The organism is Candidatus Vallotiella sp. (ex Adelges kitamiensis) (assembly GCF_020342435.1).
GTDB lineage: Bacteria > Pseudomonadota > Gammaproteobacteria > Burkholderiales > Burkholderiaceae > Mycetohabitans.
The window spans coordinates 280,913-307,733 of sequence record NZ_CP080504.1 but is presented as its reverse complement, the minus strand read 5'-3'; the positions used below and the strand labels follow the sequence as shown (position 1 = coordinate 307,733).

The 26,821-nt window shown below is 43.3% G+C and carries 16 protein-coding genes and 3 tRNA genes; 12 read left to right on the top strand and 7 right to left on the bottom strand.

Annotated elements, in window-relative coordinates:
- The first annotated feature begins 319 nt into the window (after nt 1-319).
- The 6 genes from K0T93_RS01200 (at nt 320) to K0T93_RS01175 (ending at nt 7,443) form a co-directional block, all read left to right on the top strand.
- Complete coding sequence (locus K0T93_RS01200) at nt 320-880, top strand: LOG family protein (RefSeq protein ID WP_225721752.1); 561 nt, start codon at nt 320-322, stop codon at nt 878-880.
- 937 nt (nt 881-1,817) lie between these two features.
- Nucleotides 1,818-2,546: a YebC/PmpR family DNA-binding transcriptional regulator gene (locus tag K0T93_RS01195; protein ID WP_225721586.1), complete on the top strand. Its 729-nt coding sequence runs from the start codon at nt 1,818-1,820 to the stop codon at nt 2,544-2,546.
- Nucleotides 2,547-2,588: 42 nt separating this feature from the next.
- A complete protein-coding gene (gene purD, locus K0T93_RS01190; protein ID WP_225721585.1) occupies nt 2,589-3,863 on the top strand; it encodes a phosphoribosylamine--glycine ligase in 1,275 nt (424 codons plus the stop codon).
- A gap of 327 nt (nt 3,864-4,190) precedes the next feature.
- Nucleotides 4,191-4,859, top strand: coding sequence for a nicotinate-nucleotide adenylyltransferase (locus K0T93_RS01185; RefSeq protein WP_225721584.1), 669 nt, complete (start codon nt 4,191-4,193; stop codon nt 4,857-4,859).
- 430 nt (nt 4,860-5,289) lie between these two features.
- On the top strand, nt 5,290-6,756 hold the full coding sequence (gene rng / locus K0T93_RS01180; protein WP_225721583.1) for a ribonuclease G: 1,467 nt from the start codon (nt 5,290-5,292) through the stop codon (nt 6,754-6,756).
- A gap of 613 nt (nt 6,757-7,369) precedes the next feature.
- Nucleotides 7,370-7,443, top strand: a tRNA-Met gene (locus K0T93_RS01175).
- Nucleotides 7,444-7,636: 193 nt separating this feature from the next.
- Here the strand turns inward: K0T93_RS01175 and msbA are convergent.
- From msbA to K0T93_RS01160, 3 genes are all read right to left on the bottom strand, one after another.
- Nucleotides 7,637-9,313 (bottom strand): lipid A export permease/ATP-binding protein MsbA, encoded by a 1,677-nt coding sequence (msbA, locus tag K0T93_RS01170; RefSeq protein WP_239025392.1) that lies wholly within the window; start codon nt 9,311-9,313, stop codon nt 7,637-7,639.
- A 126-nt stretch (nt 9,314-9,439) separates the two neighbouring features.
- Entirely contained in the window at nt 9,440-12,973 is a 3,534-nt protein-coding gene (dnaE, locus tag K0T93_RS01165; protein WP_225721581.1) for a DNA polymerase III subunit alpha, read from the bottom strand.
- A gap of 1,011 nt (nt 12,974-13,984) precedes the next feature.
- Nucleotides 13,985-15,505: a DEAD/DEAH box helicase gene (locus K0T93_RS01160; protein ID WP_225721580.1), complete on the bottom strand. Its 1,521-nt coding sequence runs from the start codon at nt 15,503-15,505 to the stop codon at nt 13,985-13,987.
- 1,957 nt (nt 15,506-17,462) lie between these two features.
- On the opposite strand from K0T93_RS01160, the gene rsxB reads away from it, so the two are divergent.
- The 3 genes from rsxB to K0T93_RS01145 all read left to right on the top strand — a co-directional run bounded on the left by rsxB (nt 17,463) and on the right by K0T93_RS01145 (nt 19,758).
- Nucleotides 17,463-18,359 carry an electron transport complex subunit RsxB gene (rsxB, locus tag K0T93_RS01155; protein WP_225721579.1) on the top strand — a complete coding sequence of 299 codons (897 nt, stop codon included), beginning with the start codon at nt 17,463-17,465 and terminating at the stop codon, nt 18,357-18,359.
- Nucleotides 18,360-18,387: 28 nt separating this feature from the next.
- The gene (nth, locus tag K0T93_RS01150; RefSeq protein WP_225721578.1) at nt 18,388-19,029 is read left to right on the top strand and encodes an endonuclease III; all 642 of its coding nucleotides are present in this window, start codon (nt 18,388-18,390) and stop codon (nt 19,027-19,029) included.
- A 652-nt stretch (nt 19,030-19,681) separates the two neighbouring features.
- Nucleotides 19,682-19,758, top strand: a tRNA-Arg gene (locus K0T93_RS01145).
- A 1,317-nt stretch (nt 19,759-21,075) separates the two neighbouring features.
- On the opposite strand, the gene K0T93_RS01140 is transcribed toward K0T93_RS01145, so the two are convergent.
- From K0T93_RS01140 to K0T93_RS01125, 4 genes are all read right to left on the bottom strand, one after another.
- Complete coding sequence (locus K0T93_RS01140) at nt 21,076-21,258, bottom strand: HD domain-containing protein (RefSeq protein ID WP_225721577.1); 183 nt, start codon at nt 21,256-21,258, stop codon at nt 21,076-21,078.
- 403 nt (nt 21,259-21,661) lie between these two features.
- Nucleotides 21,662-21,865, bottom strand: coding sequence for a DNA-directed RNA polymerase subunit omega (gene rpoZ, locus K0T93_RS01135; protein ID WP_225721576.1), 204 nt, complete (start codon nt 21,863-21,865; stop codon nt 21,662-21,664).
- A gap of 30 nt (nt 21,866-21,895) precedes the next feature.
- A complete protein-coding gene (gene gmk, locus K0T93_RS01130; RefSeq protein ID WP_225721575.1) occupies nt 21,896-22,549 on the bottom strand; it encodes a guanylate kinase in 654 nt (217 codons plus the stop codon).
- Between the two features lie 9 nt (nt 22,550-22,558).
- Entirely contained in the window at nt 22,559-23,500 is a 942-nt protein-coding gene (locus tag K0T93_RS01125) for a YicC/YloC family endoribonuclease (RefSeq protein ID WP_225721574.1), read from the bottom strand.
- 876 nt (nt 23,501-24,376) lie between these two features.
- Between K0T93_RS01125 and K0T93_RS01120 the strand changes: the two genes are divergently transcribed.
- The 3 genes from K0T93_RS01120 to K0T93_RS01110 all read left to right on the top strand — a co-directional run bounded on the left by K0T93_RS01120 (nt 24,377) and on the right by K0T93_RS01110 (nt 26,455).
- Nucleotides 24,377-24,997: a non-canonical purine NTP pyrophosphatase gene (locus tag K0T93_RS01120; protein ID WP_225721573.1), complete on the top strand. Its 621-nt coding sequence runs from the start codon at nt 24,377-24,379 to the stop codon at nt 24,995-24,997.
- The gene (gene hemW / locus K0T93_RS01115) at nt 24,991-26,253 is read left to right on the top strand and encodes a radical SAM family heme chaperone HemW (protein ID WP_225721572.1); all 1,263 of its coding nucleotides are present in this window, start codon (nt 24,991-24,993) and stop codon (nt 26,251-26,253) included. Before K0T93_RS01120 ends, hemW begins: the two co-directional genes overlap by 7 nt.
- Before the next feature lie 117 nt (nt 26,254-26,370).
- Nucleotides 26,371-26,455: transfer RNA gene (locus K0T93_RS01110), tRNA-Ser, on the top strand.
- Nucleotides 26,456-26,821: the final 366 nt, after the last annotated feature.

Genomic DNA, 26,821 nt, shown 5'->3' with positions numbered 1-26,821 from the left:
TTTCTATTCTGGACTCAATGGTTTATAACACGCAACTAGATATTGGAGACTCGCTTCAAGCAGATTAATATATTTATTATATAAAGCGTACTATTCTTAATGCACTCGTGCAGATACAACAACCAATAGATAATCTGAGATGAATTTCTTTAATCAAACCTATGCAGGTTATTACTGATGCGCGACTTGTCTGTACAGAAGTTTATATCAATTAAAAATTTTAGGGCTTAACATTAATCCCAATGCCGTCTACTGGTGAGGACAAGATACAATACGTTACAGGAAAACTAGGGTGAAACATCCGAAGGAAGGAGAGATGATTAGTTCAGTATGCGTATACTGCGGCTCTGCTGTTGGCTATCGGGACGAATACCGGCAGGCAGCACGGGCATTAGGTAGCGCGCTGGTACATGCAGGTATCACGCTAGTTTATGGCGGAGGTCAGCGTGGCTTGATGGGCGAGATCGCGGATGCCGTACTTCAAGCACGAGGTTGTGTGATCGGTGTGATTCCTAAGCTATTGATTGAACAGGAGGTTGGTCACCGTAATCTGACTGAGGTGCATATTGTCGAAAATATGCACGAGAGAAAGAAGATGATGGCTGACTTAAGCGATGCTTTCGTTGCTTTACCTGGCGGCACCGGTACTTTTGAGGAGTTATTCGAGATATATACTTGGGCTCAACTCGGATATCACGAAAAACCAGTGGGTTTGCTTAACGTCGCTGGCTATCATGATCTATTGCTGGCAATGTTACACCACGCCGCTAACGAAGGCTTCATGCGACACGACTATATCGGACTACTGCAAGTAACATCAGATGCTGATACGTTGCTTGATAAGCTACAACACTATGTTTCACCGATCAGCAATAAGTAGTTGAAAAAGCGTGAAGTAGTTTAATCACATCTTAGCGCTGCTGTTCTCCATCGACATGTATGCCGAACAGCTGTAGTAAATGCTTAGAACAATACTTTGTATACCTTTTCTATGTCTGCAAGACGTGTGACCGCATGAGAACGACTCTGACTACCGTATATTTCATATACCAGAAGGTGTACATATGCTAACTATACGACAAAAAACAAACGGATTTTGCTTAGCGCGCTCGTAATTTAGTTAACAATATTCGTTATAGAGGAGGCCGGCACTTATCACTATTATTTAAGCGCCTTCATCTACTAGTACATAAAGCTAGCAACATTAACTACTATATTAATAATCCCTATGTGAGAACTTAACAAAGTTCAAACAAAACACGCAATAGCCTACACGTCATTAAACAAATAGATTTTGTTATTCTGACTCACAGCAGTTAATTTATTGAGATCGATATATTACTCCGATAAAGTAGCCGTGCTTAAATCAGTATTTATATTGCGGATTTTCTTTCTGTTTATTATTCTATGAATATGTGCCTCCAAAAATGCGGCGCCATAAGATTGACTATAAGAACTGTAATATCGACCGCGCTGTTCGGCTTGCGTATCGCTCATGCAGCCCCTTTCATATAGAGGAACGGCTTCTGACGTTCTATTTAAAAGACACTACCCGATCTAGTACTGTACAGGCAAGTTTTTCACTGAGATTAAGGGCGTAGCTAGAAAATAATCTAGGCTTGAGTACAGCATGAGGTTTAGAGTCTAAATTACGGCTGCGTCAATTATATGTACAGATAGCATGATAAAGTTATAGAGCTTTCCTACCGGAAGTAGATTGCTGCTGTTCTCATAAACGTTCTATAGTTTTCGCCACAATATATCGCAATATTTCAGTCAAAAATGCGTGCGTTTCGTGCTCCGTCGGAGAAATTATTATGGCTGGTCACTCGAAATGGGCTAATATTAAGCATAAGAAAGCCGCAGCAGATATAAGACGTAGCAATATATGGACACGGTTAATTAAAGAAATTACCGTTGCGGCGAGACTAGGGGGTAGCGACCCCAGATTGAACCCTCGACTACGGCTGGCGATCGATAAAGCAACAGATGCTAACATACCCAAAAATAATGTTTATAAAGCGATTCAGCGCGGCGTAGGTTACATCGAAAGTTTAAACTATGAGGAAATCCGCTATGAAGGGTATGGCCTTAGCGGTGTGGCAATAATTGTCGATACGATAACCGACAACCGTGCGCGCACGGTCGCGGAAGTGCGTCACACGTTTTCCAAGCATAGTGGTAATCTGGGTACAGACGGTTCAGTCTTATTCCTATTCCATCATACTGGCCATTTCTTATTCTCTCCGGGTATGTCGGAGGATAAACTAATAGAGGCGGCTCTAGAAGCTGATGCCGATGACGTAACGACCAATGGAGATGGAAGTGTTGAAATAGTCTGTCCACCAAACAATTTCTCTCATGTTAAGGCTATGCTTGAAGCTAGAGGTTTCAAGGCGAAATTTTCCGGAGTAATAATGAAACCACAGGTCGAGATTGAGTTTACTGGAAACGATGCGATCAAACTTCAAAATCTGCTCAGTGCGTTGGAAAACCTTAGCGACGTGCAAGAAGTTTACACGAACGCAGCCATCATAGATCGATAACAACCCGCGCAGAAAATTTCTTCGCTTTTTAGGGGGAGTTCTATGAAGGTATTGGTCGTCGGTTCAGGCGGGCGCGAGCATGCACTCGGGTGGAAACTCGCTCAATCGCCACAAGTCACAGCCGTCTATATAGCGCCAGGCAATGGGGGGACAGCGCTTCAAAAGGGTTTGTACAACGTTGATATTACTAATCTTCATGCGCTAGCCGATTTTGCTGAACGAAATCAGATCACATTCACCGTTGTTGGAGCGGAGGCACCGCTCGCGGGCGGTATTGTAAATCTATTTCGCTCGCGCAGCTTAGAGATTTTCGGGCCGACGCGTGAGGCAACTCAGCTAGAAAGCTCAAAAGACTTCGCGAAGACATTGATGAAGTGCTACGGCATTCCGACCGCTGAATACAAAACGTTCTCCGATGCTAACTTGGCGCACGCATATGTCCAGGAAAAAGGTGCACCAATCGTAATAAAAGCAGATGGACTTGCAGCCGGTAAAGGCGTCGTGGTCGCACAAACTCTAAATGAAGCACACTGTGCGATTAAAATGATGCTCACAGAGCATAAGCTCGGCGCTGCAGGCACACGTGTGATTATTGAAGAATATCTTCAGGGGGAGGAAGTTAGTTTTATTGTGATGGTAGACGGAAAGCACGTACTCGCGCTAGCATCGAGCCAAGATCACAAGAGGTTGCTTGAAGGCGACAAAGGTCCAAATACTGGCGGCATGGGTGCCTACTCGCAGGCACCCATTATCACACCACAACTGCATGCGCGCATTATGCGTGAAATTATCCTGCCAACTGTGCGTGCTATGGAGCAAGAAGGCCTACGTTATACCGGGTTTCTCTATGCTGGATTGATGATCGATTCACAGGGTAACCCAAAGACGCTTGAGTTTAATTGTCGAATGGGCGACCCTGAAACGCAGCCAATTATGATGCGACTAAAAGGTGACTTTGCTTATGTCCTTGAGCATGCACTTTCTGGCACGTTGAATACTGTCCAACTTGAATGGGATCAGCGTACAGCAGTAGGCGTTGTACTTGCAGCGCATCAGTATCCATACGCCCCTAGAAAGGGGGACCGTATTCATTATATTCCGGAACAGACGGAAACTGTCGTTACATTCCATGCCGGCACTACACTAGTCGATGGTAAGCTAGTCACCTCGGGTGGACGTGTATTGTGTGTGGTTGGGTTAGCAAACTCGGTACGTGAGGCGCAGTCTATTGCCTATGAAGCAATTCATAGTATTCACTTTAATGGCATGCAGTATCGCCGTGATATCGGTTGCCGCGCTCTAAACTGTAACCACTGATTCAGCATAAACTACTGTTTAAGATTAATACTCTCCTGATTCGTCCTTAACAAGCGTGCCGCCCCGCTCTAATCTAGTCTTCGACTAGATCTTACTGTTTTCTTTATGAAGTGACTGGCATACCGAGATGTTATCTATTTTTTCCAAAAGAAAATGGCAGTATGATTAGCATTCGGATGCTAGCTCGCTTTATGCCTAATTATATATCGCGACTTTTTAGTCGTGCGTCTCTGGATTTAATCTACGGTACTATCTTTATTTCATTTTTTAATTAGTGAAAATCGAGTTTTTGAACCTAAACCACTGAATATCGTCTTTACACTCAATATGCCCCCTCTATCTAAGCGGATCGGTATCCTGGGTGGCACGTTCGACCCAATCCATATTGGCCACCTAGCACTCGCACGCCAGTTTTCTCGATGCATTGGATTGACTGAACTTGTGCTATTGCCAGCTGGGCAACCGTGGCAAAAGAGCGATGTATCTGCTGCTCGGCATAGACTCGCGATGACTTGCTTGGCATCAGCACGAATGTTATCTACTACACGAGTGACTGTGTCGACCGATGAAATTTATCATTCCAGTCCATCGTATACGACTAAAACGCTATCGGCATGGCGCAAGTATCACGGTACCTCGGCATCATTAACACTATTGATTGGGGCCGATCAATTGCTTCGGCTGCACACCTGGAAAAACTGGCGGAGATTATTTGAATTTGCCCATATTGGTATTGCAACGCGTCCTGGTTTTGACCTATCTCAGGCGGACGCAACAGTGCTTAATGAAATCTGGCAACGTAGCGTGTCGGCTGACACGCTACGTTCAACAACCCACGGCTATGTCTTTCGTGATACAACACTGTCTCTAGATATCTCGGCAACAGATATACGCCAGTCGATACGCGAACGGGAATGTAACTTCTCCAGGGAGATTTCTAATGTGCCAGACGTGGTATGGAAATATATTCATCGACACCATCTTTATCAAACCTAAACATAGACTAGTTAGTCTTATATGCGTGATACCTGCTAAGGAAACAGCTACCTATACACGGTAGGACTAACTATCATACCTAGTACGTCACGGTAAAGAATCCTGGTGAAGACTACTACCGTTTTATTTAGTAGATAAACTCCAGACAATCTAGCTAATAAGTATTGATTACTATCAGCTTTGCTATAGCACTTTCACCCCTACTCTATCTGTGTCATGTCTATAATTGACTGCAAATAAAAAATATATTATTTGATTAAAGCATATGTAGCATTGCGCTTTCTGTAAATAATATGCCTACTAACTTCCCTAAGGATAAGACCCCAAAGTTATTGGTCAGATTGATGGGTTTTATTCTAGTATTATCGTCATATCCCTATCTAAGATCGCCGCGTTCTGTATGCAGCCTTGTGTGACGCTCTAATAAATAATGACTGAAGAAATTCTGATCAACGTCACCCCATACGAAACCCGCGTCGCTATCGTCCAACAAGGTGCAGTACAAGAGCTTTATATCGAGAGAAAGCTGTCACGTGGCTGCGTTGGAAATATTTACCTCGGTAAAGTCGTTCGCGTGCTGCCGGGCATACAATCAGCATTTATTGATATTGGGCTAGAGCGCTCTGCATTCCTGCACGGATCTGATGTATGGCATTCTCGGCCGCCGCTAGATGCAGCAGCTAGTACCCCACGGGAACCGATTGAAAAAATCGTATACGAAGGACAAATATTAATAGTCCAAGTAATTAAAGACCCAATTAACACAAAAGGTGCGCGTCTATCTACCCAGATTAGTATTGCCGGCCGAACGCTTATCTATTTGCCCCGGGAGCCGTATATTGGAATCTCTCATAAAATTGAAGGCGAAGCGGAACGCAAAGCAGTTCGTGCTCGCCTGATATCTGTTCTTCCTGCTGATGAAAAAGGAGGCTACATTGTGCGTACGCTTGCCGAATATGTATCCAGTGAAGAACTGTCGAACGATGTTACTTACCTACGAAAGATATGGTCTAAAATTCAAGCTCAGACAATGCAGGTGCCACCGATACTGCTGTACCAAGACCTAAACCTAGCGCAGCGCGTACTACGCGACTTTGTTAACGACGACACAATATGGATCCAAGTTGATTCTCATGATATGTTGAAGATGCTCGTCAAGTTTTCAAATGAATTCATGTCCAGTATCTCCGATAAACTACAGTACTATACTGGCGAGCATCCGCTATTCAATTTTTATAATATCGAAACCGAAATCCTGCGCGCGCTATCTCGCCGTGTTGACTTGAAGTCTGGTGGCTACCTGATAATCGACCAGACTGAGGCAATGACGATAATCGACGTCAACACGGGAGGCTACGTTGGTACACATAACTTTGATGACACAATTTTCAAAACTAATCTCGAAGCTGTTTATACGATCGCACGGCAATTACGCCTACGTAACTTAGGCGGAATTATTATTATCGATTTCATCGATATGGGAAATGTTCAGCATCGCAATGCGGTTCTAAACGAGTTAAATACAGTACTTAGCCAAGACCGAACACGCGTCACCGTTAACGGTTTCTCACAGCTTGGTCTGGTCGAAATGACCCGAAAACGCACGCGTGAATCGCTTGCACATATATTATGTGAACCATGCCTAGTATGCCAAGGCAGAGGACAGGTGAAAACGGCACGAACAGTATGCTACGACATTCTTCGAGAAATATTGCATGAGTCCAGGCGGTTTAATGCTCGCGAGTTCCGTATCGTAGCAACACAGCAAGTAGTTAACCTCCTCCTCGAGGAGGAGTCACGACACTTAGCGACACTTTGTGAATTTATCGGCAGGCCAGTATCGTTACAGGTTGAATCAAATTTGAACCCAGAACAGTATGAGATCCTCCTGATGTAGGAGGGATACTATACTCACCCGTCTATTTTGTGTATACGATGTCGTCGAAAATTTTATGGCTATTTATTCTTCTTCAATCACACAGCCTGCTAATTCTTGAAAAGATGCTGCTGAAGCATGTTTTCATCTATATACAGCCTAAGCTTAATAACACTGTATGGGATACCCTCGTGATTCCGTTGTATTTTATATAAGTTATAGCAATTACCAAGTAGAGCATCCCATCCGATAGGGAATAAAAAACCCTAACTGCATCTGTATTTTATAATCCTTATATTTCATCGTTTCTACGAGAGCGTCGATCTGTTTTGATATTAGGGATACTGATCTTAAGAGTAAAAATAGCTGATTAATAGCCTAGCTATCTTAACTAGTAAAGTTAATATTGCACAATTTCTGCAAACCTCTCAATTGCTAAATTTAATAATTTCAATCACCCCGTGAACGTTTCGCATATATCTATAGCGCGTACATAGAGAGAATATGGTCTCTGAGCTTCCCCAGAGAAAGAGAAGCAGGAGCTCAAAGCACGGCTATTCATCATTGACTGTACATTAATTACAATAAATATTTGACCTAGTCATTAGAGTCTACTATAATTTGTCCCTACAGGCGCGGGGTGGAGCAGTCTGGCAGCTCGTCGGGCTCATAACCCGAAGGTCGTAGGTTCAAATCCTGCCCCCGCAACCCGATCCACAGTAAAACATTTAAAAAAATCTAATTTTAAAAACTAACTTATGCAAGCCTGCCTGTCGTGATGCAAGCCTTTTTTAAAAAAGGCTCTGCTCTTTATTCCTAGCAGATAAAAACTAATAAGCACAACTGATATTGTACGCAAACCTTAATAAAAGTTACCTCGTTAGGTTAAGTTCTGTTGCCCTTATATAGTATTTTGTCGATGTTGTATTCTATGTAGGTTCGCGTATAAGCCGTCTTGGCGGAGCAGTTGCGTATGTGTACCCTGTTCGACAATCTGACCGCTATCAAGCACGAGTATACGATCGGCGCGCTCAATTGTTGATAGTCGATGTGCGATAAGCAGCGTAGTCCGCCCGCGCATAAGCACTGAAAGTGCAGCCTGCACATGACGCTCTGACTCTGAATCAAGGGCTGACGTGGCTTCATCAAGTATTAAGATAGGCGCATTTTTGTAGATCGCACGAGCAATTGCGAGGCGTTGTCGCTGGCCACCAGACAAGCGCATACCATTGTTACCAACTAACGTATTGATCCCTGCTGGCATTATCGAAACATCCTCTATAAGGCTAGCTGCATGCAGCGCGGCTTCTGCTTTTTTATAGTCTATCTGCTCTCCATAGGCAATGTTAGCCACAATCGTATCATTAAATAATAGGACATCTTGAGTAACGAATGCAATTTGTTTGCGTAAGTCCGACAATCGATACTCAATCAATGACACGTCGTCAACTAATATACGTCCAGCAGACGGATCAAAGAAGCGGGGTAACAAGTTTACCAGTGTGGTCTTACCCCCGCCGGATGGGCCGGCTAGCGCCACTACCTCGCCAGGTGAAATCTTAAAAGAGATATCGTAGAGCGTCGGCTGATGTACTGCCCCATACTTAAAACTTACATGTTCGAATTCAACACTACCCTTTGCACGAACAACTCTTCGTCCTTCACCGGCGTTTTCTACTGGTTCATCAATTAGGCCGAAAATTAATTCGGCGGCTGTCATACCGCGTGTCAGCGGTTGATTGATATCAATCAAGTGCTTTAATGGCGAAATTACAAGTAGCATTGACGTAACAAACGCGACACATCCGCCGACCGTTGTTTGATCATTAGTCGACTGGATTACTGCAATTGCAACTACTACCGCTAGAGCAATCGATGCGAAAAACTGGGTCATTGGTTGCGCGAGCCCACCGGAAATAGCCACTCGCATTGCATAGCCACGAAGGAGCTGGCTCATATGCGCAAAACGGCGCATTTCATATGATTCACCGTTATGCACTTTTACAACCTTGTGACCACCTACTGTCTCTTCGACGATGTAGGAAAGCTGATTTGTCAGCATCTGCTGTTCACGATTGAGCCAGCGCAGGCGCCGATTAATCTTACTTACTAACCAGCCAATCATAGGCAGGATTACCGCAACAATCAACGTTAACCGCCAATTTAGATAAAACAGATAGCCAAGCAGGAACACTACCGTTAATGAATCGCGCACGAGTGTAACCAGGACAGTCATCAGCACGTTAAGCACTTGATTCACCTCAAACACAATTGCACTGATAATCGTACTAGCTGTTTCTCTCTGAAAGAAGCTAGCAGGTGCGCGCAGCATTGTCTTAAACATCTGTAGTCGCAAGTTTAACAAGATACGATTTAATACGTAGGATAGTAGATAACTGGATGCATACTGGGCAAGCCCGCGACCTAGCGCAAGTCCAATGATTGCCACTGGCATATACCAGCAAACCGATAAATTTGAGTCTTTTAGACCCAGACTATTATCAATCAATGGCTTAAGCAACGCCGGTATACCGGCCTCAGCCCCAGCTACTAGTCCCATCGATATGATCGAAAGCATAACAGCCCACCAATATGGCCGTATAATACAGTCAATACGAGACAGCACATCAGAATATGCAAGGGGTTTAGCTATCCTACTGACAATTCCATCCTGGGGTATAGTCAAGTTACTCCTTCAATATTGTCAGCATTCTGGATATAGAATCCTAACAGCACTTTCACAAAATTCCGCGCGTAGCAAATTAAGCAGGTCATCGCTGGAACTCACGCGCCACGCGTCGCTTAATAGCGACTCGCATTGCGCGCTAATGCCTTGGTATCGTATTCTGACCTGCAATCCACCAGGCTCTAGGCCCCTCTTATTAAGAGATCGGCCTTGCGTACTAGAAGCTGCTAGTATCTGTTTAGACTGTAATGTCGCCGTAAACCGATACGGTTCCAGCAGATTACGAAGCCGCGTCAGATCTGTATTTCTATTGATCGAGAGCAGTAGTGAGTCTGCGAAGCGGCGGCGTGCACACTCTAAATCCATAACAATATTAACGATGAATCGCAAGCTTCCAGTAAAGCTATCATTACGCACCTGTCCCTGTACAATTAGCAGCTCATCTTCTTTGAAGATCGCGCGTTTCGCGTCGTAGATCTCATGAAATACCGTAACTTCGCACTGGCCAGTACCATCATCTAGCACCGCGACCAGCATTTTACCGCGTTGCGTTATCTGCGTACGCATCGTAGTAATAACGCCGGCTATTAGCTGGTCGCGCCCCTCTTTTAATTCTCCTATTGTCTGCCGCACGAAATGCCGCACTTCAAGCTTGTATGCATTAAACAGATGTCCGGAGATATAGAAGCCAAGTGCTGCTTTCTCCTCTTGCAACTTGCGTTTGTCACTCCATGCCGGACTAACGACCAACTCATGTTGATATCCGCGTGAGCCATCTAGCATATCGAACAGACTACCTTGCAGTGTATTAGCGCCTACCTGCTCGGCCGCCTCTGTTGCAAGTCGTACCGACGCCAGTAGTTGCCCTCGATTCTCGTGTAATGAATCAAATGCGCCTGCTTTAATTAGAGCTTGGATTATGCGGCGATTTACAATACGGCGATCGACGCGCTCGCAGAAGTCGAATAAGTCTTTGAATGGCTGCAACGCTCGAGCCCGTAAAATCTCCTCAATCGCATTTTGCCCACTACCCTTAATTGCACCTAAGCCGTAGCGGATTATCTTCGAACGCTTTCCTAAAATATCAGCTACTGGCTCGAAACGGTAGACTGACTGATTAATATCGGGCGGCAGAATTACTAGATTATTTGCTGTACAATCATCGAAAAGAATCTTCACCTTATCGGTATCATCCATAGCAAGAGACATATTAGCCGCCATGAATTCAGCCGGATGATGTACCTTGAGCCAGGCTGTATAATACGCAAGTAATGCATACGACGCTGCATGTGATTTGTTAAAACCATAGCCAGCAAACTTCTCCATCAAGCTGAAAATTTCATCAGCTTTTTCTTTTCTTAAACCATTCTTAGCTGCCCCCTCACGGAATAGTTTACGATGCTGGGCCATCTCCTCAGGCTTTTTTTTACCCATTGCTCGGCGCAGTAAATCTGCACTTCCGAGCGAATAGCCACCAATAATTTGTGCCATTTGCATTACCTGCTCTTGATAAACCATAATGCCATAGGTTTCTTTCAGAACAGGTTCAACGCGCGGATCTGGATATTTTACTGTTTCTCGTCCATGCTTACGCGCGCAAAAACTTGGAATTAAATCCATTGGGCCCGGTCTATATAGCGCAACTAATGCGATAATTTCCTCGAAACGGTCTGGCCGCGCATCTCTAAGCATGCCTTGCATACCACGACTTTCTAATTGAAATACAGCTACTGTATTAGCATTCTTCAGGATTGTGAACGACGCAGGGTCTTCTAGGGATACCTGTGTGAGTGCCCACTCCTGTTTGGATGGGTCTAGTCGTCGAATGTATCGTTCAGCGCAATCGAGAATTGTCAGCGTAGTCAACCCGAGAAAGTCAAACTTAACAAGCCCGACAGCCTCAACGTCATCCTTATCGTACTGACTAATGATGCTACTATCGTCAGCTTGCGTGTACAGTGGGCAAAAGTCGGTGAGTTTACCAGGTGCAATCAGTACGCCACCGGCGTGCATTCCAACATTGCGTGTTAATCCTTCAACACGTTGTGCGAGTTGAAGTAATTGGCGCACCTCATCCTCGTTGTCAAATCGCTCCTGTAGCTGAGGTTCTTCCTTAATTGCATCAGCAATAGTTATATGTTTTCCTGATTTAAAAGGAATCAGCTTTGCAATACTATCAGTAAAGTTATATCCCAAGTCTAGCACGCGACCGATGTCGCGCACTGCAGCTCTTGCTGCCATGGTACCAAATGTTGCGATTTGCGATACTGCATCTGCACCATATTTGCTCTTCACATATTGAATCACACGATCGCGACCACTCTGACAAAAGTCGATGTCGAAATCCGGCATTGAAACACGCTCGGGATTCAGGAACCGCTCGAAGAGCAGATTGTATCGCAATGGATCTAGGTCTGTGATCCCAAGTGCGAAAGCAACTAAAGAGCCCGCGCCAGATCCTCGTCCCGGCCCTACTGGAACTCCGTTATTTTTAGCCCAATTAATAAAGTCTGAAACAATTAAGAAATAGCCCGGAAAACCCATCTTGATAAGAGTGTCGCACTCAAATTCTAGTCTTTCTTTATACGTTGGGCGGCGTAGATCTCGTTGCTTTACGTCGGGAAATAGCCGCTCGAGACGCTTTTCGAGTCCAGCATTAGATAATTGAATAAGGTAATCATCAAGCGACATCCCAGCTGGTGTCGGGAATAACGGCAATCTAGGCTTGCCTAGCTCAAGCGTTAGGTTGCAACGTTTAGCAATTTGTACTGTATTTTTAAGTGCTGATGGGATGTCAGCGAATAGCTCACACATCTGCTGCTGCGTGAAAAAGTACTCATCGGTAGAGAAGCGTTTCACGCGTCTGGGATTAGCCAATATGTCCCCCTCAGAGATACACACGCGAGCTTCATGCGCAGCAAAGTCTTCTGGGTTCATAAACCGAACCGGATGCGTTGCTACTACGGGTAGCCTCAACCGTGCAGCAAGTTCTACAGCCTGCTGTAAATAAGCTGCGACACCTGGTTTCCGCATCCGCTGCAGCTCGATATAGAACGCGTTTGGGAAAATAGCGGCCCAACGCTGAGCATGGCGTATAGCTGCTTTCACATTACCTGTTGCTAGCGCAATACCAATATCACCCTGCTGTGCGCCAGACAATGCTAGTAAACCTTTAGAAAAGCTTGCCTCAAGCCAGTGGAAGTTAATCTCGGCGCGGCCACGATACTGATTCGTCAACCAAGCACGACTGAGAAGTTTACATAGATTCAGATAGCCATTCTGGTCCTTAACAAGCAACAGAAGCCGCGCCGGCCTGTCGCGATCCTCTAGATTTGAGATCCAAACGTCAGCGCCGACGATCGGCTTAACGCCGCGCGCGCGCGCAGCCTTGTAAAAACGCACTAGACCGAAGGCATTAGAAAGATCAGTTAGTGCCAGCGCGCTTTGCCCGTCTTCCACTGCCTGCTTGACTACGTCGTCAAGTCGAATAATGCCGTCAAAAATAGAAAACTCAGAGTAAACTCGCAGATGGACAAATCGTGGATCAGACATATCTGTGTTTTACCTTACGGGGAACGCTAATAACTGTTGTTGCCGAAGCGCTATCCTAACAACAGCTAACTATCAGGCAGCTAAACGGCTTGTCTAAACGAGCTTGACTATTTACTAACTATCTATCAAATACGTGTTTTTAACAAATCAGTAATAATATGAGCATATAACTCAGTTATTTCTCAATCAATTAGCAGCTCAAATATCATCCTATACAGGGTTAACTTCGCGTGCACACTAATCCTTGTTTTCATAAAGAACAGCCCACCCTAATATGGGTGACTTTTCTACCTAAAGGTTTATTTTTCTGAAATCTACACACAGCAGTTCAGTACTGCACTTCTACCTCGAGGGAACTAATATGCTAATTAATCGACTATCTTTACCGTATACCACTCAACATTTGATAGTAAACTAATTAAATTTCTATTTAAGTGGGGCTTGTAGCATAGTAAGCTATGCTAATTAGACTCAGACGCAAGCTTTTTATCATGAAGTTAACCTCATGTTAGCACCTTCAGATCAATACGTTTACCCTGAAACGATAGCTATTCGTGGGCACAAAGAGGCTATACATTAGTTATTGTGCCAGACTCAGCGTAAATGCTGCCCCATACGATTTTTATCGCCTCTCTATAACTTTTAGAGAAAGCAAAATTAGTGGGCGTTCACCTCCCCTAAAAATAAGTAGCGCAACTTGAACCCAAGTTAATTAACCTTATGCAGAGCTTCAAGTGTTACCTAATTGTTGCACTAACTACATCATAATCATTTTCTTTATATTACTATCGAGCTGTTTAGAGATAGGCAAACAACATCTGTTTGCTATCTAAAAATCAGAGCAGATATGTACTATAAATACGCTGATTTGCACGTGACTATGACTAACAACCCCCAGAAAAAGTCTCGGGTCCCGTGTTATCTTTATTTGAAAACGCATATACAGCAGAGGTATTTATCAAGAGTTCGGGCCAGATTAGGAAGTGCGCAAGCTAAGCCCTCTTAATATTATTAAGAATCTCGGCGCGGCTTGCCAAAACCACCTAGCAGCGCAGCTAATCGTCGCTTGGGTGACTCTTCGTTGAGAGCCGGACTCTGTTCCTTTCGTTCCGTCATCTGGCAGAACGAAAATGAAGGCTCATACGGCTTTGTGAAGAAGTCGTCAATTGGCTGAGCATCAGGTATTAATGAGCGGCCTCTGTTAGAAGCGAAGTGGTTTTTATTGCGATGGTAATCGTCGAAATCGACACGACAATGTGAGTGCTTATGAGGTGTCAATCGCTCTAATTCAAGTGGTTGGATAGTGAGCTTCCTATTAATCAACTTTTCGATGTCCGTCAGTTGCTTGCCCTCGTTTCCACTGCACAGCGACAGTGCATCACCGGATGCGCCGGCACGTCCTGTTCGCCCGATTCTATGTACATAGTCTTCTGCATTAAACGGTAAATCAAAATTAATTACTGCTGGCAATTCAGCGATATCTAGCCCGCGCGCGGCTACGTCAGTTGCAACTAATGCCTCAATCGCGCCGCACCTAAACGCCTCTAATGCTTGCATTCGCTCCCCTTGAGAACGATTACCATGAATTGCAGTAGCTATCACACCATCGCGTTTGAGTTGCCTTGCAACACGGTTTGCTCCAATCTTACTGTTGCAAAAAATAATAACTTTCCTCAATTCACGCTGACGGATTAGCTGTAAAACCGCCGCCTGTTTATCGAACTCAGACACCTCGAAGACGATCTGACGCACGTTAGTAGCAGCCGAATTACTGCGGGCGACTTCAATTGTAACTGGATTGAGTAGGTAGGTTGCTGTAAGCTTCTTGATTTCGGGGGAGAAGGTCGCGGAAAATAGCAACGTCTGTCTTTCTCTGGGCAATAAATTCAAGATCCGTTGCAAGTCTGGTAAGAAGCCCATGTCGAGCATTCGGTCAGCTTCATCAAGTACAAGTATCTGCACCTGGGCTAGAGATGTATTTTTTTGCTGAATATGATCGAGTAGCCTCCCAGGTGTCGCAATTAAGATCTCAACACCACGCTTCAATTCGGCTGTCTGTCGATGAATATCGACGCCGCCAAACACGACTGTGCTGCGCAATGATGTATACTTGGCATACGCATGAACATTAGTTGCTACTTGATCCGCGAGTTCTCGTGTAGGTGTCAAAACTAATGTCCGCACTGGATGACGCGCAGGAGATGCACTAAGATTAGCAAGGGGCAATAATCGCTGAATGATTGGGAGAGAAAAACTAGCTGTCTTACCTGTACCCGTTTGTGCTGCGCCCATAACGTCACGACCGGCTAGAACAATAGGAATCGCCTGCGCCTGAATCGGCGTTGGTTTTATGTAGCCTTGTTCGACAATCGTTTGCATAATCGACGCGGAAAAGCCGAATTCATTGAACGATAGTGGAAAAACCGCTGGCGCGGAGTCGGAAGAGGTGGCGCTACTAGAAGTGCGCCTGTCAGTTTGAGTGGGATAGGAGGTAATAGCGAGATCTGATAACGTATGTGGGCGTTCGCCCATGCGGCTGCCTTCGATGAAATGCCTAGAGTAATATAAATTATAGCACCTTATGAACTTAGTTTTGATCTGATAAGGTCATATATTATGCAGAATCCTCCGGCAGCAACCTAGGTTAGCCCCTTAAAACAAGCCTAGCTACACAGAGTGTAGGTTAGTATGAGTTAACTGAGTTTTTGTGCAATTTTCGGTAATTTACCGGTGCAGTGGAATACTTCGGAAACCTAGCTAGGTTCAACTATATTAGTCTTTATCTCTGTGCTGAGGGTATTTTCTGAACATATAATATTGACAATTATATTAGTGCGCAGATAAAGCTAATAATTGGCATAGTATTCATATTGAGCTATTAAACTTGGTCTTGGTTTATACTATTGCAAGCATGATTCGGCATCGTAGCACTTGCTCTCTTTGCTTAATTTTATTCAAAAATAATCTAACGCAATGCCTAGTGAAAGAGCTATTAAGTAGCTAAGACTGTTAGTCTTTTGTAGAATTTCTCCTACAAATCAATATTAGCCTAAAAGAGAAAATGCTCTTATCTAGTTATTCAGCATTGGAAGCTTGCTAAGCAACGTATTCTATCTCTGGGGACAACTTCATCGGTTAGTGCGGCAGATCTAGCTAATGACGCTTATTTATTGGCATCAGGTATCTTATTTATGTTCTGATAGAACATCACGCGGCTTCAGATATCCAAGTGGTACCTTTAGCTGATATATCTGTAATCTCTCTACAGCGTTTTCGCTAGAAATAACGCGAACGTAGACATTTTATCTCACGAGCAGTAACGAAAAGTATAGTCTGCATAAAAGTTATTTATCATGCTTATACGCGCGCGTTTTTCTATAAAGAAACACTTAGTAGAAGTACGTATAAATTTTAGCTAGAACTACATTGCAGGTTAGGTAGTCGATATCCTTCTTCAGGAATTTTTCCATATCTTGCTAATAAATATTCAGGTATATCTTCTTTAGAGTGAAGAAAAATGAGCAAGACAGCTACTGCCTGATAACTGTCTTAACTCTACCCTAGGTCATGCGACATGATTAAGAATCATACTATGTCACTATAGGAAGTATAAAGCTCTTGTAAGAGTATTCTGAGAAAGCCGGAATATTGGCATCAATGAATACTGGTGCCGATCACAGCGAAATTGATCAATAACAACGTACATCTATGCGATGTTGTTTAGAACTATTCCGGCATAGAGCAGAAAGCTTCTACAGATTTTAAGCATACAAAGCTCCTTACAGGGATATTCGCATTAGATTTTAGATCCTAAATCATACGCAATACGATACCGTGCACAGTGCATTACTGTTTTTATGATGATAGTCGTGGGTTCAAGCAGTACTTTTCTATAAAGAAAAGTACTGAATTACACTACTTTCTTAGTACAGTGCTGGCGTATCATTATCTATTCGTTCAGTTCTCCTAGAGAAATAATCTAGGAGAACTATCTAATATGAAACGCCAAATAATAAAGAAGATAAGTTCACAATAAATTTCTATAGGTACTAGTCTATTTACTGGTGTTCTCTTTTCTCTGCATCTATACTCTCAGTCGACGCTTATTCTCGTACTGTTTAAACAACTATTTATCTACTGAAGTAAGTAGCATAAAATCCATTATATAGTCCCCATATAATGAACAATTTAGTCTGTATGACCGACCTAATAATCCAGTTACTCGCTAATTGCTATATAGCAGCTTCGAAAAATATGTTGTATCCATCTTCACAGTTTTTATAGACTTGAGATAATTTGCGTTCTGATTATGCACAGTAGCTGTATTAATAAGGTATTATATCTCTAGTAAAAAGCACGATAGTTGAGAAAGTAGCATGCTCTACTGTCTCCCAAAAGTTTGTACAAAAAGTAGCTAGATTACGTTACGCAACTTTAACTTCGCTACCAAAATCTACATTTTGGTAAAAATTGCCCAAATTCCGATACCGTGACCGCCTCTCCGTCGCTGGCTAATCAGATTAATGATCTACTTCCTCAAACCCAATGCACTAAATGCGGCTATAGTGGATGCCGACCTTATGCGAATGCCGTTGCAAACGGTACAGCAAGCTATAATCAGTGCCCCCCCGGGGGGTGGCAAGGTATTAGCCGACTGGCATCATTGCTCAACAAGCCAGTTATCCCACTCAACCCAGTTAACGGCGTTGAGCGAGCACGCCCACGGGCGGTAATTAATGAAAACCTCTGCATCGGCTGTACACTATGTATAAAAGCATGCCCAGTTGACGCCATTGTCGGTGCTCCAAAGCAGCTACACACAGTGTTAGCAGATTGGTGTACCGGCTGCGACCTATGCGTTTCTATGTGCCCCGTTAATTGTATTAAAATGATTCCCGTGACTATCATTGATACTGGATGGGACGCATGGTCTCCACAGCAAGCCTTAGAATCTAGACATCGTCACGAGCAGCGAAATATACGGCTCATGGAAGAGCGTGACAAGGCAAAGCAGCGTGCAGCCACCCGTCGCGCAATTCTCACGCAGATTCCGCCAACATTAGAATCGACAGCTCCACTTTCTACTACTTCAGCCGGATCACTAGAGGCAAGGCCAATAGCGTTGTCTAAAAACTATACTGACGCACAGAAAAAAGCCATTATCGAAATGGCGGTATCACGTGCTCGCAAGAAAAAAGAGGAACAAACTTCGCAAGAAATTAGGCTACATAACACATCAGACGTGAGCCTAGTTACACGATCAAAAATCGATGCACTCAAAGCACAGCAGCAGCGCTTAAACTGGGCCAGAGACAATCGTGTTCAGTCGGACCCATCATGCTTGCTCAAACCGCGTAGAAATAACTCCGATCCCGATGCCGGATAATCTTTAGTATTAAAATTGACGAATCTTCATGAACGCTATAAAGCGTCGTGCAATCTACGAAACACTACGAAACCTGAACCCCCATCCGACTATGGGGCTAAGGTATACAACATCGTTCGAACTTCTAATCGCAGTGATGCTTTCAGCTCAGGCAACTGACGCCTCTGTTAATAAAGCAATGTATAAAATGTTTCCGATCGCTAATACACCACAAGCTATTTTGGTACTTGGAGAGGGGGGTGTCGCGCAATATATTAAGACGATTGGACTATATCGAATCAAGGCTAAGAATATAATCGCGACGTGTAGAATGTTACTTGACCAGCATCAGGGAGAAGTGCCCTCTAATCGCGAAGCACTTGAAGCTCTTCCGGGAGTAGGCCGAAAGACAGCAAACGTTATACTAAATATAGTATTCGGACACCCAACTATTGCTGTCGATACACATATCTTCCGTGTCGCAAACCGCACTAAGCTAGCGCCCGGCAAGGACGTTCGGGTAGTAGAAGCAGCACTAGAGAAGCTTACACCAGCCGAATTCCGGTACAGTGCACACCACTGGCTGATTTTGCATGGCCGATACGTATGCCGCGCGAGAATACCTAAATGCCAGGATTGTATAATTGAAACACTCTGCGAATTTAAGAGTAAAACGTGTGTTTTCACTTAATAATGCATTGATTTCTAAAAAAGCTCTACAGATACGATGTATTCAATATCTAAACATTATGATTGTATAGCGGTAAGTAAGGACAACAGCCATAGGGGACGACATAAGCACCCAGGGTTAATAATCAAAGTTAAACAAGCTGTTTTACGAAGCTAGTATAGTGCCTATATTTAATCAAAATTGTGCAAGAGTGAGTTATTTTTTAACCCAAAATATAGAAAAACAACATTGCATCTAAACGTCAATTTGACTATAAAACAACTACAATTAGGTATATAGATTCACGATAAAAATCGATTGAGTTGCTCTTAATATATACTGATATTTACACTACTAAATATAATATTAATAGTCTAAAACTAGAAAAAGTTCAGAAATAATTATTATAGAAACCTTTTATATTATAAAGTTTTTACATCAGCTAACATTTTAAAGTACGAAAGTTATTTCGTGTTGAATAATAAATTTCTATCAAATATTATTATTTATAGTACGACTAACTTAAACTATTTAATTTATTTTATATTCTTTTATAAATAAGAGAGAGCCTGCTAGTCGTTATTAGTTTCCTTTTTACGGAACAACTGTATGTAAAAAAATCGTACTAGGCCCTCTTTTCTTTAGAAAAGTTGCTATAATTCTATTTCTTCGCGCGGCTGTAGCTCAGTTGGATAGAGTACTTGGCTACGAACCAAGGGGTCGTGGGTTCAAATCCTGCCAGCCGCGCCATATTTTCAACAGCCTTCTAATCAGTGGCTATTTCTAACGACTAATACGGGTTCAACTGCCATCTGAGTTAACTTCCGCTTAATCTATTCGAAGCATATTGAGATTGGCTAGAGTACGCTAGTTCCATTTATCAAATTGACTTAGTTACTAATCTGAATTAGGAAACGCAACGCTACTAATTCTTTGTTTAGATCCTTATACTTGTATCGGCCACTGCAATATTATTAACGGCTGCCCAAGAAAAACGCCACATGTTTTGGCTGTCTTTGACTACTACATTGAATAAATATCCTGTCTATGACAGCTCTATATGACACTAACACAGCTCCCGGTATGACGTCGATGATGCGTTGATCTATATGACCGCAAGATAATAGTGCCTATAATCCATAGAAGTATCCGCTAATAGCGTCGGACAGCGTCCTAGAAACTAAGTTCTCTCAAAATCTCTATGCTGGTATACAATTTTATTCTAGACCTCCATCTTAACTTCAGCGCACGATAATCTATAAGACTTAACAGTTGCTCCATTAGATGCTATCTAAGTTTCACCGACTTATTTAAGCATTTCATCTTTAAGAAATGACAAATCGTCGAATGTGCTGGGTCTGATTCATATAAGCTCTAGTCAAGTTGGATTTGGTATGAAAACGTACACTGCACCTAAAGATAAATCTATCTTTAGGTGCTCGAGGAGCTCGCTAGAGTCGCTTGCCCCCGATCTGATTTTAAACAGCGATTTGATGCCCCCTCAGGGGGCTACTTTTGGATGTTGTAGTCTATATGCATGCTTATCTATCTAAGTTCTACATCGTCTACTTTAGCGATCTCATGCATCTTAAGCATTGAATTTAGAACTCGACTATCATACTGAATAGGCTGGCTGGTGTAGTATGAAATACTGGGATCCAATCCATCGGCCTTCGAAATTGCTATTTAATCCCTAAACTTCTCTAGCATTGGCTTAGGTACTTAATATAACGCATTAACTATCATGTAGCACTTTATTAGAGTACTAACAACTACTTGAAAACCGTACGCGTCAAGCACCCGAGAAAACGATAACAGCTTAATCACACATCTTTCGATAAATACAGTAAATCGTCTTTCATGCCCCATCATGTCGGCAGAGCGTTGGCGTTAGCTAAAGAATATTATTGGCTCTCTAGAATTGTTCTGATTATTTCCAGCTGATTGACACTTAAAGCTTTTCTAGGATTATAGAATTGGGTAAAGACTTAAATTCTCGAGAGTTGGCTCCTGTAGCTCACAATACATATGTTGAGTCCGAGACGATGCGTAATCAGTTCATAAATATCAATTATCTCGCGCATTACCTACCGATATTTCTCCAGTAGCACTGTACCCAGGTAGGCAATTATACCGCTGGTCAGAAAGCTTAATTAGAATAACGCGCATGTCCCGCGCCATCGCTAGCAGGATCTCTCTGAAATTTTCTACCTGCGCCTCCTCGCGGTTTCGGAACTCTATCTTATCCAACTGAGATAGCAGTCGACTAGTTCGACTATTTTAGTTAGAAACGCTCAGCTAGATCTGTTTTTGTAATGCTTGGTTCTTTATTTTATAGCTCTTTAGTCAGCTTTCAAAGCGAATAACATTGTACTTATGCAACTACTCAGATGTATTAATTGGATTGATATAACTGTTCAAGCACCGTATTGATATACTCGCGTATAGCTATCGCTGCACTGACCCCTTTTCCTGCAACACCTACACGGGCTCGCGATATAACTTAGATTAGCTCTATAGAGGACGGACGGTACATCGTAGATACATTAGCTGAGATCGCGCTATAAACTACATCGGAGTTTCACAGAAATTGCGAGCTTACTTATGCCCTCCAGGACTACTGCTGTGCAAACAGGCATAGCATGTATACCGATTAAATCGGAACTTTTTTTAACATCTCGATGCCAACTTTTTCCCCAGCAATCTCTCGAAGAGCAAGTACTGTAGGCTTATCCTTGCTTTCGATTTGCGGTGTGTGTCCCTGCGCGAGTTGGCGTGCCCGATACGTTGCTGCGAGCGCAAGCTCGAATCGGTTCGAAATGTGTTTCAAGCAGTCTTCGACTGTAATGCGAGCCATATTAAGATCCTTTATCATTTATAAATCTATTTACGGTGAGTGAATACCTAATTCGACGAATAGATTTTCGTGGCGTGCGCGCTGTGATAAGAAACACAGACGTCTTGAGGTGACTATACTCTGCATTTCAGTCAACGCATGATCGAAAGTCTCGTTGATTAAGACGTATTCGAATTCAGGTGCATGAGATATTTCACGACGAGCGGTCAATAGCCGATCGGCGATCACGTTCTGCTCGTCTTGCCCTCGCTTATGTAAACGCATCCTTAGTGCATCGAGCGACGGGGGCAGTATAAAGATACCGACCGCATTTCGGAACTTCTTACGCACTTGCTGTGCGCCTTGCCAATCGATTTCAAGCAGTATATCTACCTCGTTCTCCATTTGTTCTTCAATCCATGCGCGCGATGTACCATAGTAATGACCATGGACCACAGCACTCTCAAGAAACTTATCCTGGGCGTAGAGTTCCTGGAAATCAGATACTGAGATAAAATGGTACTGCACATTATTTTCTTCATTCAGCCGCGGCGGTCGCGTAGTGTACGACACGGACATCCGGATCAGAGAGTCGCAAGCTAATAGCGCACTGATTAGTGTCGACTTACCCGCACCAGATGGTGCAACTACCATAAACAGATTACCCGGATATGCTCTAGCGTAAAAATTTTGATTATTTGTCATTGCGACAGACTATTCCAAATTTTGGATCTGTTCACGCATCTGCTCAATTAATAGTTTCAGCATCATAGATGCATCGGCCAATTCTTTAGTCGCAGCCTTAGAGCCAAGAGTATTCGCTTCCCTGTTGAGTTCTTGCATCATAAAATCAAGTTTCTTTCCAAGCTGGCCGCCCTTTGTAATCATATAGCGAGTCTCAGCTAAATGCATACCTAACCGAGACAGCTCCTCAGCGATATCGATACGAATGCTGTACATAGTGACTTCTTGTCGGATCCGTTCGATAATTTCCTCATGCAAGACGAGTTTCTGGGAACTATCCGACATCGCCATACTCAGTGCTGTTTTCAATCGCTCAATAATCTTGTTTTGATGACGTGTGACTAGCTCGGGCACTAATGGCGTAATACGACTAACCATCACTTCCATTTCGGTTATATTAGCCAATAGAATTGTAGCTAATTGCTCTCCCTCTCGTCTACGAGAACTAATGAGCTCATTGAGAGCTTTTTTACTACAGGATAGTATCGTATCGTGCAGCAATGTTGTTGATAGTGGTCTATCAGAAATGACGCCAGGCCAACGCAAGATTTCACCAATGTGCAGGCTACTCGCTTTGGGAAACACATCAAGCACAGCACACTCCAGTGCTGCTAGTTGTAATAGCGTATTGCGATCTAGAGACTCGATCATCGCGACTGGCTTGCTGTTCTGTACGTTAATGTAGATATCGATCTTGCCTCGCGAGAGGCGGTTCATTATCATTTTGCGCAAGGCTATTTCGCATGCTCGAACTTCTTCGGGTATTCTGAAATTGAAGTCGAGAAACCGAGAATTTACAGTACGTAACTCGACTGATACGCTAGCGGTATAGGCACTACTACCGACCTCAAGCATTCCATCGACGAGTAGTTCTTGCGTTACACTCGCATAGCCTGTCATGCTGCAGATCATTGTTGCATCTCACGACAATTTTTGTTAAAGAGTTATTATCGCACTAAATGCCTACTTGTGCTTTAGTGCTAAAAATCGATAACGAGATAAGTTTATGCAATAAAGCAATCTGAATTTATCGTTAAGATGTAGTTTTCGTGTTGGCTACGTTAGCTTAGAAGCCATACATACTTTCTAACTAGATATGAAAGTTTCTAATCCGCGGCACAGTAACCATGTGTTAATTCTCCCCAGATATGTGTTTGCGTGACACTACATAGATCATACTGAATATTTGTATTAATTGAATGGCGATGCACAATTAACCTAGCACTGCTAGTATACTAAGAAAGTATCCAAATTCCTGTGAGATCTCAGCCGTAGCCGGCTTACTGCTGAGTGCGGCATGCCAACCGCACGATACATATACGAAATAAGTGTGAGGCAATAAGTGGAAAACAGAGCAGTCGCACTCAAGAAATCAAGAGATTTATCGAGCGTGCACTATACATAATGTTTAACTTGTAAAATTGGGTGTGCGCACGATGCACGTCGACTGCGATGTTGTCTAAACTGATGGTTGTACACGTTGTGCAACTCTCGCTTGCGCATTTTCGTCCCACGTAATGAGATAAGTATGCTACCAGCGCATGGAAAGTATTGCAACGATGCCAATTAATCGTATCGCCTAATATCAGCAGGTATCTTCAGTGCGACACCGGTGCTTAATTTATACTATGAAAATATCGTGATAACAGAGGGGTAGTCCCCGCTTTATCGAAATACAGGGCACAGCCGAAGGCAAACCACTCAGCAACATGAGATTAATACACCACTCGATATTGCAGAATCAGGCATCATGCAATTCATCGGTCTCCCCCAAACAGTACCGTGGGTATGAATAACCATCTTAGATGTGCTCTGTCGAGTATCGTGCTAGCATCGAATAACCCTGGCAAGCTACGCGAATTTTCTGCACTGAATACTTTTGGAATCGATCTTATACCACAGCATACATTGTTCGTAGATAAAGCGCCCGAGCCACACTCTACATTTATCGAAAACGCACTAGAAAAAGCGCGGCACGCAGCACACGTCACTGGTTTACCCACTCTCGCCGATGATTCTGGGCTGTGTGTACGTGCGCTTGGAGGAGCGCCGGGCGTCTCCTCGTCCAGCTACGCACATTTAGAAAGTGGTGAAAAATCCGATATAGCTAACAATGCTCGCTTGCTCGAGGAGTTACGTGTCCATAATGACCGGCGTGCTTACTATTACTGTACACTAGTGTTACTACGCTGTGTCGATGATCCTGAGCCCCTAATCACCGATGGTCGTTGGCACGGTGAAATCCTAACTGAGGCCGCGGCCGGAAATGGCTTTGGCTACGATCCACTATTCTATATTCCCATGCTACAGAGAAGCGTAGCTCAGTTAGATTTACAAGTAAAAAACGCCTATAGTCATCGTGCATTAGCAGTAACAGAGTTGATTCGTCGACTAAACGACGAATGGTAAAATACGAACGCCCGACACCGTTTGAAAATAATAATTCAGCGAGATTAATCGAAGCGCTATCTACAACATGTAGAGCACCAGGACGTATTCGGCTTACTACTCCACCCCCGCTGTCCCTATATGTACATTTTCCATGGTGTATACGAAAGTGCCCATACTGCGACTTCAATTCGCATGCACTCGCACGTACCCTAGAAAATACACACTTTCCTGAAATCGAGTATATAAACGCGCTACGTGCTGACTTAGAAGCGGCGTTGCCACTGATCTGGGGACGGCCGGTTCATACCGTGTTTATTGGTGGAGGGACTCCAAGTCTCCTCTCGGAACAAGCGATTGACCGACTGTTATCGGACCTACGCACTCTACTATTGATAGATGTAGATACAGAAATCACGCTTGAATCAAATCCCGGCACGTTTGAAGCTTCTAAGTTTGCAAGTTTTCGTAATAGTGGTGTTAATCGACTTTCGATTGGCATTCAGAGCTTCAATGACTCTCACTTGAGAGCATTGGGCCGCACTCATAATTCGGCCCAATGCCGGCGCGCAGTAGAAATTGCGTGTTTAAATTTTGATAACTTTAATCTAGATTTAATGTTTGCATTGCCGCATCAAACGCTCGCACAATGCTGCGAAGATATAGAAACTGCACTATCATTTTCCCCGCCCCACTTATCGTTATATCACCTCACACTTGAGCCTAATATCTATTTCTACAAATATCCACCTGTGCTGCCTGACCACGATACGTCAGCTGACATGCAGGATTGGATCCATATACGTATGCGTGAGGCTGGCTATCAGCACTATGAAGTATCATCGTATGCTAAGGAACATCGGAAAAGCCGCCACAATTTAAACTATTGGCAATTTAGCGACTACTTGGGCATTGGCGCAGGCGCGCATTCAAAATTGTCTTTTCCGGAAAAAATAGTACGACAGATACGTTATAAACACCCTATCAGATATTTATCACAAACTGCCTTAGAAATACCTATTCAGGAACAACATGAAATTAGTGAGCTTGATCTACCATTCGAATTTATGCTGAATGCGCTGCGACTGACTGAGGGCTTTCCGGCATATCGATTTATCGAGCGGACTGGGCTAGCAATGACGTTAATTGAGCCAGCTCTTGCGGAAGCCGAACTCCGCGGATTACTTTATAGAGATTATATGAATATCGCGCCAACCCCGCTCGGGCAGCGTTTTTTAAACGACCTACAGTCATTATTTCTTAAGAGCGACTTATAAACGACACACCCCTCATCCTCGAGGCCCCCACGTTCATACAGTCTATAATAGACGGTCAAGATATACCTGATTTGCTGCATATGTTATTACTTATCGGCGTATAATCTTACGCACACTGGAAGTGTGGCTGAGTGGTTTAAGGCACTGGTCTTGAAAACCGGCGACAGGTAGCTGTCCGTGAGTTCGAATCTCACCGCTTCCGCAAACATATTTTTACATTGAGTAATTGAAAATTACTACTTTAAATTTAACTTACAAAAGTTAAACTAGTCTCCCTAACTTAAACTAGCTTAGAGACTTTTGATCGTACAATTTGGTCTTACGATACGCAAAACTTTTCTCGAGAGTCTCTTGTATATAAATTATTAATTGTGCATCAAGATTAGTCGTTTCCTTTCTCTGGAAAATAAGATGAATTTTTTACAAAATTCCAGTTAGAAACATACTCTGTATATTTTTAATCAAGAGTTACTAAACATTTTCATAAGTAAGTTTATATAAAAATATATGAGTTAACTATTGATCATGTAACGAGCTAACTGTCTTGAAATAATTTTCAATTAGAAGT